The organism is Marinomonas sp. UCMA 3892 (assembly GCF_012726345.1).
Taxonomy (GTDB): Bacteria; Pseudomonadota; Gammaproteobacteria; order Pseudomonadales; family Marinomonadaceae; genus Marinomonas.
In genome coordinates this window covers 1-14,462 of the sequence record NZ_PTXN01000021.1, presented here as the reverse complement: position 1 = coordinate 14,462, position 14,462 = coordinate 1, and the positions used below count along the sequence as shown (strand labels likewise).

The window sequence follows — 14,462 nt, the reverse complement described above, 5'->3', positions numbered from 1 at the left end:
TATGAACCTCTATTTAAAATCTGAAGGTAGTTGGTAATTAAAATGTTCATAAGCACGCTTCGTAACCTGACGACCTCTTGGCGTCCTGATGATAAAGCCTTGCTGAATTAAAAACGGCTCAATGACGTCTTCAATAGTATCTTTGTCTTCACCTAATGCGGCAGAGACGCTATCTAGACCAACTGGTCTCCCGTCAAACTTTTCTATCATAGTCAATAACATACGTCTGTCTAAGTGATCAAAGCCCTGACTGTCTACACTTAACATATCTAGCGCCCTTTGAGCAACTTTTTGCCCTACGAGCACCTCGCCACTCACCTGAGCAACATCTCTGACACGACGCAGCAAGCGGTTTGCTATTCTTGGTGTCCCCCTTGACCTTCTGGCGACTTCGAAGCAACCAGACTGATCAAGCTCCACACCCATTTTTCCAGCCGAGCGAGCCACAATAGTTGTCAATGATTCAACATCATAAAACTCTAACCGCTGAACAATACCAAAACGATCTCGCAGTGGAGATGTCAGTAGACCTGCTCGTGTAGTTGCTCCGACAAGTGTAAATGGCGGGAGTTCAATTTTAATTGATCTAGCAGCTGGACCTTCGCCAATCATTATATCCAGCTGATAATCTTCCATAGCAGGATAAAGCACTTCTTCAATTGCTGGGCTTAATCTATGTATTTCATCAATAAATAGAATGTCACCTTCATTTAAGTTTGTTAGTAGCGCGGCTAAATCACCAGCTCTTTCAAGAACTGGACCAGAAGTTGTTCTTACCTCAGCTCCCATCTCATTGCCAATGATATTAGCAAGAGTAGTTTTTCCTAGACCTGGAGGCCCAAATATTAACGTATGATCTAATGGCTCTCCACGTTGCCTTGCAGCCTGGATAAAAATTTCCATCTGCTCTCGAACAACGGGCTGACCAATATATTCAGCAAGCACCTGCGGACGTATTGCCCGATCTACTTGACGATCATTACCTTTAAGTTCAGCAGAAATAATACGATCTTGTTCAATCATGATTTATTTCCTTAACATCCCTTTTAAAGCAGCTTTAATTACATCTTCACTATTAGCGGCATCCACTGGAACACCCGCAATAGCTTTCGCTGCTTCTTGTGGTTTATATCCAAGAGATATGAGAGCCGCTTCTGCTTCCTGTCTAGGGTCAGCTTGCACCTGACGCAACACCGCAGGAGCTGAAAACAAATCAGTTTTTGCCGCCTGACCAAGCTTATCTCTTAACTCAATAATGAGTCGCTCAGCCGTTTTCTTGCCTACTCCAGGAATGCGCGTTAATGCCGTCACATCAGACTCCTGAACATTGGTAATCAGTTCTTCAGATGACATGCTCGACAAAATTGCCAACGCCATTTTTGGACCAATACCATTTACTTTAATTAAAACCCGAAATAAAGCGCGCTCATTTTTATCGATAAAGCCATAAAGAGTATGCGAATCCTCTTTAACCAATAGGTGAGTAAATAATGTCACCTGCCCTCCGATTTGAGGTAAATCATAAATAGTGGTCATAGAAGCACTAACTTCATAGCCAATACCATTAACATCAACCATCAGCTCTGGAGGGGTTTTCTCTATCAAAGTGCCGACAATTCGTCCGATCACAAAGTTTTCCTTATGTCTTGTTCTGTCCACCGCTTAGAAGTGCGCCCTGCTCGTTTTCCGACACCGTACTCCAGCCCGCCAGAAGTTCGAGTATTAGCATGACACAAAGCAATTGCTAAAGCATCAGCTGCATCAGCCTGAGGCTTCGAGGTCAAATTTAACAAAAGCTGAACCATCATTTGAACTTGCGTTTTATCTGCATTGCCATTCCCGACAACCGACTGTTTAACTCTTCGAGCAGCATATTCATGCACCTCAAGTTCTTGAAGAGACGCAGCAACAATAGCCGCCCCTCTTGCCTGACCTAGCTTTAACGCCGAATTAGCATTCTTGGCCAGAAACACTTCCTCGATAGCAAATTCATTTGGTTTATATTCTTCTAATAACCCTGAAACATTTTGAAAAATATATTTAAGCCTAACTGATAGCGCCTCATCCGGTAATCGAATACAACCGCTACTTACGTAAATAGATTTTCCATTTGTAACATCAACAATCCCAAAGCCTGTTATTCGGGAACCGGGGTCAATTGCTAAAATTCTAGTCGTGGCCATGACTTTTCTATGCCTTTTATAATTACTGTATATTTCAACAGCCCTTTACAAAGTATGCAATGGCAAAACATAAAAAAGGCCGCTAATAAGCGGCCTTTTACGTTTTTCTTTCAATCCCTTAACATAACTTACTGTTTTAGAATAAGTTTAAGAGTCATTTCTATGATTCAACAACAGGTTTTCTAATGCGGATATTCAATTCTTTTAATTGCTTCTCGCTTACTTCGCCTGGCGCTTGAGTCAATAGACAAGTAGCACTTTGCGTTTTAGGGAAAGCAATAACATCACGTATAGAACTAGAACCAGTCATTAGCATCACAAGACGATCTAGACCAAAGGCTAAACCACCATGTGGTGGCGCGCCAAACTTAAGCGCATCCAATAAGAAACCAAACTTCTCTTCTTGCTCTTCTTTAGTGATATTAAGTAGTTCAAATACTGTTTCTTGCATTGATGACTGGTGAATACGAATAGAACCACCGCCAAGCTCAGTACCGTTTAGAACCATGTCATAGGCTTGCGAAAGCGCAGTCAATGGACTTGCTTTTAGTTCTTCTGGAGAACAAGACGGCGCTGTAAATGGATGGTGAATCGCTGTAATTCCGCCATCACTTGTTTCTTCAAACATTGGGAAATCAACAACCCACAAAGGTGCCCACTTACAAGTATATAGGTTCAAATCATCACCTAGCTTGCAACGCAATGCACCAAGTGCCTCATTTACTATTTTAGCCGAGTCCGCACCGAAGAAAATCAAATCACCATCTTCAGCTTCCAAGCGCTCAAGCAAAGCTGCACGAACTTCAACTGGAAGGAACTTAACAATCGGAGATTGCAAACCTTCTTCAAGGTTAGATTTGTCATTAACCTTGATGTAAGCCAAGCCTTTCGCACCGTAAATCGAAACAAATTTAGTGTAATCGTCAATTTGCTTACGAGTTAAGGCGTTACCGCCAGGCACTTTAAGAGCGGCAACACGACCTTTAGGATCCGTCGCTGGGCCAGAGAAGACTTTGAAATCAACGCCAGCCATCAAATCAGAAACAGTTACTATTGTAAGCGGAATGCGAAGATCCGGCTTATCGCTGCCATAAGTTTCCATTGCTTCAGAATAAGGCATGCGAGGGAAAGTTCCCAAATCAATATCCATTAGCTCTTTAAACAAGCCAACGATCATTTCTTCCGTCATTGCCATGATTTCTTGTTCACTCATGAACGATGTTTCGATGTCCACTTGAGTAAACTCTGGTTGGCGATCCGCACGCAAATCTTCATCACGAAAACATTTTGCGATTTGGTAATAACGATCAAAACCAGACACCATTAACAATTGCTTAAACAACTGTGGAGACTGAGGCAATGCAAAGAAACTACCTTGCTGCGTTCGGCTTGGTACCAAATAGTCACGGGCACCCTCTGGCGTTGCACGAGTTAGAATAGGTGTCTCGATATCTAGAAAACCATTACCATCTAAGTAGCGGCGTAATACAGATGTTACTTTTGAACGGAAACGCATTTTTTGTTGAATTTCAGGGCGACGTAAATCGATGAAACGATTTTTTAATCGTACATCTTCGCCTACTGATTGGTGCTCATCTAGCTGAAATGGTGGCGTTTTTGCAGCATTTAGTATTTCAAGTTCCGTCCCTAATACTTCGATTTCACCGGTATTCATATTTGGGTTTACTGTGCCTTCAGGACGAGCACGCACTAAACCTTTAAGCTTAACAACAAATTCATTACGAACGCTGTCAGCAAGAGCAAAACTTTCGGCACGATCTGGATCGAAAACAACCTGAGTAATACCTTCGCGGTCACGAACGTCTAAGAAAATAACTCCGCCGTGGTCACGACGACGATGAACCCAACCGCAAAGGGTAATTTCTTGTGAAATGTTAGAAGCATTTAACTCGCCGCAATAATGGCTGCGCATAATTTCTTTCCTATTACTTTCTCAGTAAGAGAGTGATTTTTTCTTAGAACGTTTTCTATTCGGTCAGTAATGTAAACTGAATTTTATATATCAAATAGAAGAACAGAATATTTTAAGGCAAAGCATTATATGCGAACAGAGTCTGACTCTCTAGAGCTTGAGCCAAATTTGTCCTTCACAATGCTAGCTTTATTCAATAGTGGTTATTTCATAAGCCATTTGCTTACCATTCTGGAGTAATTCAACCTCATCACCGACAACTTTACCAAGTAACTTTTTACCAACTGGACTAAATGGCGTTACAAGACAAACCTTCTTTTCAATTATTTCGATGGTGAGTCCACCAGCACAAGGAGAAATGAAAAAATATTTTTCAGTGCCACATGAAGATTCAAGCTCTGTTAATGTAACTAGACACCACAAATCAATTACACCCTCTTCCTTGATTAAAGCGGGCTGCTTCTTCTCAAAAAGCAACCAGTCTTTTTCACAATCCAACACTCGCTGCGATTGCCCATGAGCCAAATAAGAAGCTTCTAAACCAAAAGTGTCGTATTTATTTTCCGCCACACTTTCTTCATTTGTAGCGGCCTCGTGAGCCTGCTTAGCAGCCCATTTGGCTGTTTCATAGCGACCTAACAACGCTGCGGTAACTGCTTTATGCACATCGTGCTTATTCATTATGTTTCGATATATTTAATTTCAATCATCGCATTGTAATGATTCACCTCAATAAGAAAAACCATTAACTGCCGCTTGGTAACTCATTCTATGAAATGTCACAAATACACTCACCAATACTCTTAGTTGACAATGTCAACTAAGAGTATTATATTGATAATCGTTCTCATATAAAAACATAACCAGAAAGAAGGCTAGATGAAAGAAAATATTGGCGAGTCACTTCATAAGTTGATGCATCACTATCGACAGCAACTGCGTGAAGCCGCTTTTAAGTCAGGTATTTCAATCCCCGTTAGTCACATACGCTCACTAAAGTGCATTAATAAGATTGAAAAATGTAGTGCAAAGGATATCGCAGATAGACTTTCACTAGATAAATCACAAATTACTCGAGTGTTGAAGGAATTAGTTGAATCAGGCTACGTTGAAAAAATTCGCAGTCCCGACAATCATCGCAGTCAGTTATTAAGTCTCACTATGAATGGCGCAGATTTGCTTAACAAAATTATGATGTTAGACCGAACCGCCGCCGAAAACATGACACAAAACTTAACAGAACAACAGATAGAAGAATTCACTCGCATTTCGGAAATAATGGTAAACAATCTTGATCAATCTCCGCCTTGCGACAATCAAAATTAGGGAGCTAAAAATGAGTAGACCACTTCCGCGTGAGCTAACGGTTATTAGAAAATCACATGTAACAACAAATATGCTACGAGTAACACTAGGCGGCGAGAATATACAGACCATCCCGGAGGACCAAGAAAGTGGCTATGTGAAGCTTATTTTTCCAAGAGGCGATCAAAAACCATTAGTAAGAACTTATACTATTCGCAACCAACGTGCCGATGAAATAGACATTGACTTCGTACTACATGAAGATAGTGGCCCAGCATCTTCATGGGCAAAGCAGACTCAACCTAATGATATTATTTTAGTTGGAGGACCCGGCCCAAAGAAACTTATTGAAAAGTCTACTGATTGGCAAATTCTAGTAGGAGATATGACCGCACTGCCTGCAATTAGTGTGAATTTAGCAAAGCTTCCTCAAGATGCCAAAGGCTATGCAATACTCGAAGTAATTTCAAAAGAAGACATTCAGCCTTTAAAGCACCCTTCTGGCATTGAACTAAAATGGGTTATTAATCCTCACCCAGGAGAAAATCCCAGCCTACTGTTGGATCAAGTTCAGTCATTATCTTGGCTTGAAGGTAGTTTATCTGTTTGGGTAGCTTGTGAATTTAGCTGCATGAAAACATTGCGCTCATTTTTTAAAAATGACCTAAAGATTGAAAAAGAAAATTTCTATATTTCTAGCTACTGGAAATTAGGTAGCAACGAAGATCAGCACAAAGAAGTCAAGCGAATAGATACAGAAGCAACTGCGTGAAACAAGTTTGAGCTAAAAACAAAAAAACCAGCTCACGGAGCTGGTTTTTTTGTTTTTTATTGAGTTATAACTGGACGCTTTCAGCAATCAAATCTACCACTTCATCCAATGAAGATTCAGTAATTTGAGAATCAGCTATCGAAGCATCAGCCACTAAAAAAACTACACCAGTTTGACGAACCAATACTGCTTCTTGCGCCGTCGCATTAGCCTTAACCAATGCCACAACACCTTGGCGCAATAATAAACGTTCAAGCGCGTCACTTTGTGCCAATACGCTATTTGCTAATGCAATAACAGCTGGCTTTTGTCCAAGTCGTGCTGCACGATCTTCTGCACTAACAACAGTATCTTGATCAAGCTCCGCCACGGCTTCTTCAACCATGCCAGCACCTACTGTTACGTTGGTTAGACGGTCAATGATGATCAAAGCACCAGTAAATCGACTATCCGTGTATTCATCAAATGCAACTGGCGCATCAAACTGAATTACCGCATCACCGATACCATTCAACTCCAATGCATCAATTTCACTCACTTCAAGCGTATTAACATCAACACGATGGTTAAAATGATGCACTTTACCTGGAACTGTTTGGGTACCAAGCTTAAAGTCATACAACTTACCTGGCACCAGCGGCTGATCAGCCATCCAAACAATGGACGATCTTAGAGTTGTTGCAATAAGTGGTTCTTGTCCAACATGGGACAACATATCACCACGGCTAATATCTATTTCGTCTTCTAGAGTAATAGTGACTGCCTGACCAGCCTTAGCCGTTTCAAGATCGCCATCAAAGGTTACAATTCTTTCAACGGTAGAGGTTTTACCAGAAGGCAAAGCCACAACTTTATCACCTGGCTTAACCACACCAGCTGCAATAGTTCCTGAGAAACCACGGAAGTCTAAGTTAGGACGGTTAACATACTGCACTGGAAAGCGAAAAGCGTCACGTTTAACATCACGATTAATTTGCACTGTTTCCAAAATGGACATCAATGGTCCACCTTGGTACCAAGGTGTGCTTTCAGAAGCATTTACTACGTTATCGCCACGTAATGCAGACATTGGAACAAAATAAATATCTTCAGGCTTACGATCACCAAGTTGGTCGACAAATGCTAAATAATCATTTTTGATCTGGTTAAATTTATCTTCAGAGAATTCAACCAAGTCCATTTTATTAATCGCAACAACAACGTGCTTAATGCCTAACAATGAAGCAATGTAGCTATGACGACGTGTTTGAGTTTGCACGCCATAGCGAGCGTCGATCAGAATAATGGCAAGGTCACAAGTGGACGCACCTGTCGCCATGTTGCGAGTATACTGCTCATGCCCCGGCGTATCGGCAATAATAAACTTACGTTTTTCCGTTGAGAAATAACGATAAGCCACATCGATAGTGATGCCCTGCTCACGCTCAGCTTGAAGGCCATCAACCAATAAAGCCAAATCGACTTCTTCGCCTTGTGTGCCAGATTTTTTACTGTCACGTTTTACCGCATCTAAATGATCTTCGTAGATCAATTTTGAGTCATGAAGTAAGCGGCCGATGAGTGTACTTTTTCCATCATCAACATTGCCGCAAGTAAGAAGACGCAATAAGTCTTTTTCTTCATGTTGTTTCAAATAACCAAGTATGTCTTGGCTGATCAATTCTGATTGGTGAGACATTCTTTCTTTACTCCAAACTTAGAAATAGCCTTGTTTTTTCTTCTCTTCCATTGACCCAGATGAATCGTGGTCAATCATTCGCCCTTGACGCTCTGAACTTTTAGTCAACAACATTTCCTGAATAATCTCAGGCAAAGTTGCCGCTTCGGATTCAACCGCCCCTGTTAATGGGTAACAGCCTAGCGTACGGAAACGAACGGACTTCATCTCAGGCACTTCACCGTTTAAAGGCATGCGTTCATCATCAACCATGATCAAAGTACCATCACGTTCAACAACAGGACGTTTTTCTGAAAAATACAAAGGAACAATTGGAATGCTTTCTAAATATATGTATTGCCAAATATCTAGCTCAGTCCAGTTAGATAGAGGGAACACACGGATGCTCTCACCTTTATTAACTTTACCATTATAAATATTCCATAATTCTGGGCGCTGGTTTTTTGGGTCCCAACGATGCTGTTTATCACGGAAAGAATAAACCCGTTCCTTGGCACGAGACTTCTCTTCATCGCGGCGTGCTCCACCAAATGCAGCATCAAAGCCATATTTATCTAAAGCCTGCTTAAGACCTTGGGTTTTCATCACATCAGTATGCTTTGAGCTACCATGCGTAAACGGCCCAATACCCTGCTCAACACCTTCTTGGTTTTGGTGAACTATTAATTCCAAACCAAGCTTGGAAACCATTTCATCACGGAAAGTGATCATTTCTTTAAACTTCCAACCAGTATCCACATGCATTAGTGGAAACGGTGGCTTACCAGGATAAAACGCTTTCATGGCAAGATGCAGCATCACTGCAGAATCTTTACCAATTGAATAAAGCATTACTGGGTTATCAAATTCAGCAGCTACCTCACGTATAATATGAATACTTTCGGCTTCTAGCTGTTTTAGGTGAGTAAGTCTTGCCTCTGTCATAATTTCCCATCTCTGTTGTCAGGCTTCAGCATTTTTTGAACTATAACATGCCTTTAGGTTATAAAAAGCACCTCATCTAGACTTTAGTAGAATATGCATATTAAAAAAGCTTTATAAGTAAAACCTTTATAGCGATCGCGAAGAGAAAACCTTAAAAGGATAAGTAACAGTACTAAAAACAGAAAAGGCCGATAAAATCGGCCTTTTCTGTTTTTAGAAGTAAATTACTGAGAGCTTAGTTGTTGCTCTAGCATGAGCTGATTAATCTGCTTACGTAAACGGATAATTTCACCATTGACCTGAGTCCTAAATGCATCACTCGAGTTAATCGCATCTTGATGCTTAGCCAATGTGTCTTGAATTTTCGCCACATCTGTAGAACTTGTATCTGATGTGCGTTTTTCTATAACAGCTACTTTTTTCTGCAAAGCTGATAAGTCCTGCGAAATCTGATCCAAACTCAAGGCTTGAGCTTCATTTTGTCCTGCTTGAGCAAGAATCTGCTTCTCGGATGACTGTAATCGTTTTGCTTGATCATCTTGTTTCGTTGCAATTGCTTTCACAGCTTCATCTATAGAAGCAACAGAGGGAACAAGTTTGTTATAACCAGCCTCGACCTCATTAAAGGCTTCAGCTTGTACCGCAATGCGTTTAGATTGAGTCGATACAGTATCTCGTAATGATGAAAGTTTTTTCTGAAGTTCATCAATCGCTGCATCATTAGTAGCTATCGACTTTCTATTAGTATCGTAAGCAACCCCCCAGAGCTTACGAATCTCACTCTCGTGATTCTTCAACGTCTCTTCTAAGGTTTGACCTTGCTTATTAGCCGAAACATCAGCCGCGAGAAGCTGATGATCCAAATTTTGAATCTCACTTTTTGCACCATACAGTTCATTACGCAGCTGCATATTTTGTTGCCATAACCAATACCCAGCACCGGCCGAAGCCATTAAAATGAGTATCAATAAAATATAAATACCCGCCAGGCTAGGCTTTTTATGAACAATAGTAGGCGCATGGGCTGGTTTTGCTGGAGTGGGAGTGGTATGGCCTTTTTGTACTGTTGCACTGGATGGCCTTCTATCGCTGACTTCATCTTGATCCAGAGTCAGGCTTGGGATCTCAACATCATCGTCTCTACGCATGGAAAATCTTATATAGTCACTATTAATAGAAATTATGGAAATTAGTTATTGAACAGTCCTAAAGAATGTTATCTTAAGTTCTTCAATGCTACTATATAAGCACCATTAACTGCTTGATAACAAGCATTTTTCGTTAAATAAAAGCAAGGAGAATAGAAATGGCTTTTGAATTACCCGCTCTTCCTTATGCTAAAGACGCACTAGAGCCTCACATGTCTGTTGAGACGCTTGAGTACCATTATGGTAAGCATCACAACACTTATGTTGTTAAATTAAATGGCTTAGTTCCTGGTTCTGAATACGAAAATAAATCACTTGAAGAGATCATTGTATCTGCTCCAGCTGGCCCAGTTTTCAATAACGCAGCACAAATCTGGAACCACACTTTCTTCTGGAACAGCCTAAGCCCTAATGGCGGTGGCGAGCCTACTGGCGCTCTAGCGGATGCAATCAACGCAAAATGGGGTTCTTTCGCAGAATTCCAAGCAGCATTTGATGATAAAGCAGTTAACAACTTCGGTTCTAGCTGGACTTGGTTGGTTAAAAACGCTGACGGCTCTCTAGAAATCGTGAATACAAGCAACGCAGCTACCCCAATGACCAATGGTCAAACGGCTATCATTACTGTGGATCTTTGGGAACACGCTTACTATATCGACTACCGCAATGTTCGTCCTGATTACCTAAAAGGCTTCTGGGCATTAGCTAACTGGGAATTTGCAGCAGCAAACTTCGCAGCTTAATTCTATCTTTTCGTTAATAAAGTAGAATAAGACTAAAACAAAAACGCGGCCATTGCCGCGTTTTTTTTGCCTTTCATTTATCCCATTTCATTTCATCCAATACAAATAGTTTTGCTTGAATAAACTCAGAGTGCGGCATAAACAACAATTCACTAATTGTACGGATACGATGATCTTCATAAGAGTCAATATCACCATCAGCAAGCGCAACACGCCATAGTGCTTTTAGAAGTAACATCTTCTGCTCTAGAGTCGCGGTTTCATTAATTACTTTAGTGAACTGATAAAGATCGTTGGCTTGATCTACGCCAGAGCGAGCCTCTTCATAGAGAGTATCTATGTCATCTCCCAACTCACTTACCTCACGCAGGAAGCGCTTCACTTGGCCTTCTTCTTGCTCATTTATTTCATTATCAGCCAGCATAACCTCCATCAGTAAAGCCGCTACAGCTTTCTGATAAGATATTTGCTCTCCCTGCTCTACAGGAAGACTGAAAAGACTTTTTAAAGCTTTTAGCATTTTTTCTCCAAAATATACTCACGCAGAGCTTCAATTAGAATATTAGGAAATTGCCTATAATCTAGATATGGACACCAAACATACGGTAGGTAAACAAAAGAAGTGTGCACTTCGCCGATCTCTTGCGCAGAACTCACTACAGGCCGCTCGTTTCTAAATGTATTTCCGACAATAAAAACAACGCCTTTATAGTCATGAAGCTGATCTAAAGAAAACGCAATACCTACTTTAGTAAACAGCTCTTTATCGCGAAAGACTTTCCATGAATCATAACTAGGGACTGTTAGTTTTGCCATGATAGTGAAAATTTTACGCCAGTGATTACCATTTAACTCAATTAAGATAGAAACATCAGGCTTCTTTAAAAAAACAATATCGACTGGTGTCGGCAAAATAGGTCTGTTTGGCAACAGAAATACATAATTGGCTTCGTCAACACAAGCACCTAGCCACAATTTGCTCATATGAGACTCCTTAGGTTTATAAGAATACAGCGGGTGCTTTTTAATATCTGCAAGCTAATAGGTAAAGACTGTGCAACAGGCAGCCCACCAAGCATTCCATATAACTTATTTTTATCTAGGTAAATAAAGTTTTATTTACAATATTACATTAGACTTTTCTTATTAATGTAAATTAGAATAATCTTATATAAACTAAAGGAATCTAATTATGGATACAATGTTTAACCCTCTCGTAGGAGGCCTATTAATAGGTCTCACAACCACAATCTACCTTCTCAGTGTCGGAAAAGTGATCGGCATTAGTGGGATATTATCTCAGTTACTTTTTAGCAAAGAACGTTATTTGCCATTTCTATTCATAGCAGGACTAATAATAGGTGGTAGCGCTTATGGAATTCTAACAGAACAAACTGTTGCTTTTCCGGAAACAAGAAGCCCTCTTCTTTTGATTGTATCCGGTCTACTGGTTGGTTATGGGACACGACTCGGGAGTGGATGCACGAGTGGTCACGGCGTTTGTGGTATATCGCGACTTTCCCCTCGCTCAATAGTAGCCACTTTGGTCTTCATGACTGCGGCTATTATCACAGTTGCTGCGCTTAATTAGGAGAAAATCTATGTACGCAATTATTACACTCGCTGCTGGCTTATTATTTGGCTTAGGGTTGGCGTTTTCCGAAATGACCAATCCGGCTGTCGTTATTGGCTTTTTAGATATTTTCGGTGATTGGAACCCTTCTTTAATCATTGTAATGGCAAGCGCCATTGCAGTTGGAATGATTGGCTATGTTATTAAAGGAAAACGCTTAACACCGTTGCTGGCCAGTAAATGGCAGGTTCCTACGCTGCGCAATATCGACGCAAAACTCGTCATAGGTGCATCGCTTTTTGGCATTGGTTGGGGAATTAGTGGCTATTGCCCTGGGCCTGGATTAACGGCATTAGTAAATAACCCAAGCGAAGGTTTTTACTTCGTGGCGGCTTTAATTGCTGGCAGTGGGTTACATTACATCCAGACTCGCATCACTCAAAAATAGACCTAGAAATCCCTAAATAAAAAGGAGACTTTTGCAGTCTCTTTTTTTTAGTCTAAAATATGAAAAAATACTTGACCCAAGACGGCTTGCGTCTTAAATTTCGCCCGCGTCATTGCTGAACATAATCCGCACCGCTTCAACTGCTGCGCTAGTCGCTTAAGGCCTTGCCGCCGGATAAGTAACAGCCATAAGTAGGACGGGAGAAGGTAAAGGCGTTTACTTATTTAATCGGTTTATGTTTTGCATAATTAAGGAGCCTTTAGCCCATGACTATCGACGTCAATTCTTTCTACACACCTGAGCGTTTTGCCCGTTTTAAAGCGTTTGCTGAAACCAAAGACACCCCTTTTGTTGTTATCGATACTGACATTATTGATGAAGCTTATACAGAGTTAACCAAAGGCTTTCCTGTTGCTGATATTTTTTATGCTATAAAAGCAAATCCAGCTCCAGAAATTTTAACTCTACTTCGCGACCGTGGCTCAAACTTTGATGTAGCGTCACGCTACGAGTTGGACAAGCTGTTTGCAATCGGCGGCATTTCTCCCGATCAAGTGAGCTACGGCAACACCATCAAGAAAGCAAAGGACGTGCGTTACTTTTATGAAAAAGGTGTACGTATGTTTGCAACAGATTCTGAAGCAGACTTGCGTAACATCGCAAAGGCCGCTCCAGGTTCTCGCGTTTATGTTCGCATCTTGACTGAAGGCACAGTAACAGCTGACTGGCCACTTTCTCGTAAATTTGGCTGCCGTCCAGACATGGCAATGGACTTATTGGTACTTGCAAAAGAACTTGGATTGATTCCTTACGGCATTTCTTTCCACGTTGGATCTCAGCAACGAGATATCGGTGCATGGGATGCTGCGATCGCTAGTGTTAAAGTAATTTTTGAACGCCTTAAAGAAGAAGACGGTATCGTATTAGAGATGATCAATATGGGCGGTGGGTTCCCTGCAAACTATATTGCTCGTACTAATGATCTTGCAACCTACGCAGAAGAAATTACCCGTTTCTTAGAAGAAGACTTTGGAACAGATTTACCTCGCATTATTCTAGAGCCAGGCCGTTCTTTGATCTCTAACGCAGGTGTTCTAGTAAGCGAAGTGGTTTTGATTTCTCGCAAATCACACACCGCATTAAATCGCTGGGTGTTCACTGACGTTGGTAAATTCTCTGGCCTTATTGAAACGCTAGATGAATCCATCAAATACCCGATTCATGTTGAAAAAGGTGGCGAGCTAGAAGAAGTTATTATCGCTGGTCCAACCTGTGACAGCGCCGATATTATGTATGAAAACTACAAGTATGGCCTACCACTGAATTTGGCTATTGGTGATCGCATGTACTGGTTATCTACTGGTGCCTATACAACAACGTACAGCGCAGTAGAATTTAACGGCTTCCCGCCATTGGCTTCATACTACTTGTAAGTACTTTTTTTATAAGTAATACGCTTTATAGCTAGAAAAGAAGCCTCAGAAATGCATTTTCTGAGGCTTTTTTTGTTTGCCCAGCGAAGCTGGCAAACCCGTCAGGTTGTAAGAAACCTGTCTCACCCCGACTGGGGGGAAGAGAATCCGAATCGCAAGGGCGTTGCTGGCCAACGGCAGGGTCTGAAGGAAGCGATAGGAAGTTAACAGTACACAACGCAAGTGAACCTGCTTCGGCAGTTTAGGTGGGTAAGCGTGCAAAATAGCGCAAAGCCCGATACTCAGTCAGACCTAGGCTGTGTTTGAGGGTGGCATTGTTAAC

Annotated in this window: 16 protein-coding genes; 6 read left to right on the top strand and 10 right to left on the bottom strand. The window is 41.2% G+C overall.

Annotated elements, in window-relative coordinates; all coding sequences use genetic code 11:
• Positions 1-9: 9 nt before the first annotated feature.
• The 5 genes from ruvB to B6N13_RS20795 all read right to left on the bottom strand — a co-directional run bounded on the left by ruvB (position 10) and on the right by B6N13_RS20795 (position 4,797).
• Positions 10-1,023 carry a Holliday junction branch migration DNA helicase RuvB gene (gene ruvB / locus B6N13_RS20815; protein ID WP_169460484.1) on the bottom strand — a complete coding sequence of 338 codons (1,014 nt, stop codon included), beginning with the start codon at positions 1,021-1,023 and terminating at the stop codon, positions 10-12.
• 3 nt (positions 1,024-1,026) lie between these two features.
• Positions 1,027-1,629 carry a Holliday junction branch migration protein RuvA gene (gene ruvA, locus B6N13_RS20810; protein ID WP_012069890.1) on the bottom strand — a complete coding sequence of 201 codons (603 nt, stop codon included), beginning with the start codon at positions 1,627-1,629 and terminating at the stop codon, positions 1,027-1,029.
• Entirely contained in the window at positions 1,626-2,183 is a 558-nt protein-coding gene (ruvC, locus tag B6N13_RS20805; protein ID WP_169460483.1) for a crossover junction endodeoxyribonuclease RuvC, read from the bottom strand. Before ruvC ends, ruvA begins: the two co-directional genes overlap by 4 nt.
• Positions 2,184-2,343: 160 nt before the next feature.
• Complete coding sequence (aspS, locus tag B6N13_RS20800; protein WP_169460482.1) at positions 2,344-4,116, bottom strand: aspartate--tRNA ligase; 1,773 nt, start codon at positions 4,114-4,116, stop codon at positions 2,344-2,346.
• Between the two features lie 189 nt (positions 4,117-4,305).
• Entirely contained in the window at positions 4,306-4,797 is a 492-nt protein-coding gene (locus B6N13_RS20795) for a GreA/GreB family elongation factor (RefSeq protein ID WP_012069887.1), read from the bottom strand.
• Between the two features lie 198 nt (positions 4,798-4,995).
• Here B6N13_RS20795 and B6N13_RS20790 point away from each other — a divergent pair, with 198 nt between their 5' ends.
• Positions 4,996-5,442 (top strand): MarR family winged helix-turn-helix transcriptional regulator, encoded by a 447-nt coding sequence (locus B6N13_RS20790; protein WP_169460481.1) that lies wholly within the window; start codon positions 4,996-4,998, stop codon positions 5,440-5,442.
• Positions 5,443-5,452: 10 nt separating this feature from the next.
• The gene (locus tag B6N13_RS20785) at positions 5,453-6,193 is read left to right on the top strand and encodes a siderophore-interacting protein (protein WP_169460480.1); all 741 of its coding nucleotides are present in this window, start codon (positions 5,453-5,455) and stop codon (positions 6,191-6,193) included.
• Positions 6,194-6,257: 64 nt separating this feature from the next.
• Here B6N13_RS20785 and cysN read toward each other — a convergent pair whose 3' ends face one another.
• The 3 genes from cysN to B6N13_RS20770 all read right to left on the bottom strand — a co-directional run bounded on the left by cysN (position 6,258) and on the right by B6N13_RS20770 (position 9,943).
• Positions 6,258-7,871, bottom strand: coding sequence for a sulfate adenylyltransferase subunit CysN (cysN, locus tag B6N13_RS20780; protein ID WP_169460479.1), 1,614 nt, complete (start codon positions 7,869-7,871; stop codon positions 6,258-6,260).
• Positions 7,872-7,889: 18 nt separating this feature from the next.
• The gene (cysD, locus tag B6N13_RS20775; protein ID WP_012069883.1) at positions 7,890-8,795 is read right to left on the bottom strand and encodes a sulfate adenylyltransferase subunit CysD; all 906 of its coding nucleotides are present in this window, start codon (positions 8,793-8,795) and stop codon (positions 7,890-7,892) included.
• Between the two features lie 224 nt (positions 8,796-9,019).
• Positions 9,020-9,943, bottom strand: coding sequence for a hypothetical protein (locus B6N13_RS20770; protein ID WP_169460478.1), 924 nt, complete (start codon positions 9,941-9,943; stop codon positions 9,020-9,022).
• Between the two features lie 158 nt (positions 9,944-10,101).
• Between B6N13_RS20770 and B6N13_RS20765 the strand changes: the two genes are divergently transcribed.
• Positions 10,102-10,686, top strand: a complete 585-nt coding sequence (locus tag B6N13_RS20765; protein WP_169460477.1) for a Fe-Mn family superoxide dismutase — start codon at positions 10,102-10,104, stop codon at positions 10,684-10,686.
• A 73-nt stretch (positions 10,687-10,759) separates the two neighbouring features.
• Here B6N13_RS20765 and B6N13_RS20760 read toward each other — a convergent pair whose 3' ends face one another.
• Complete coding sequence (locus tag B6N13_RS20760; protein WP_169460476.1) at positions 10,760-11,206, bottom strand: TerB family tellurite resistance protein; 447 nt, start codon at positions 11,204-11,206, stop codon at positions 10,760-10,762.
• Positions 11,200-11,670, bottom strand: coding sequence for a hypothetical protein (locus tag B6N13_RS20755; RefSeq protein WP_169460475.1), 471 nt, complete (start codon positions 11,668-11,670; stop codon positions 11,200-11,202). The genes B6N13_RS20760 and B6N13_RS20755 overlap by 7 nt, the downstream gene beginning before the upstream one ends.
• Positions 11,671-11,878: 208 nt before the next feature.
• Between B6N13_RS20755 and B6N13_RS20750 the strand changes: the two genes are divergently transcribed.
• From B6N13_RS20750 to B6N13_RS20740, 3 genes are all read left to right on the top strand, one after another.
• Entirely contained in the window at positions 11,879-12,277 is a 399-nt protein-coding gene (locus tag B6N13_RS20750; RefSeq protein ID WP_012069878.1) for a YeeE/YedE family protein, read from the top strand.
• Positions 12,278-12,287: 10 nt separating this feature from the next.
• Entirely contained in the window at positions 12,288-12,707 is a 420-nt protein-coding gene (locus B6N13_RS20745; protein WP_012069877.1) for a DUF6691 family protein, read from the top strand.
• A gap of 266 nt (positions 12,708-12,973) precedes the next feature.
• Positions 12,974-14,140 carry a type III PLP-dependent enzyme gene (locus B6N13_RS20740; protein WP_012069876.1) on the top strand — a complete coding sequence of 389 codons (1,167 nt, stop codon included), beginning with the start codon at positions 12,974-12,976 and terminating at the stop codon, positions 14,138-14,140.
• The last annotated feature ends 322 nt before the right edge of the window (positions 14,141-14,462 follow it).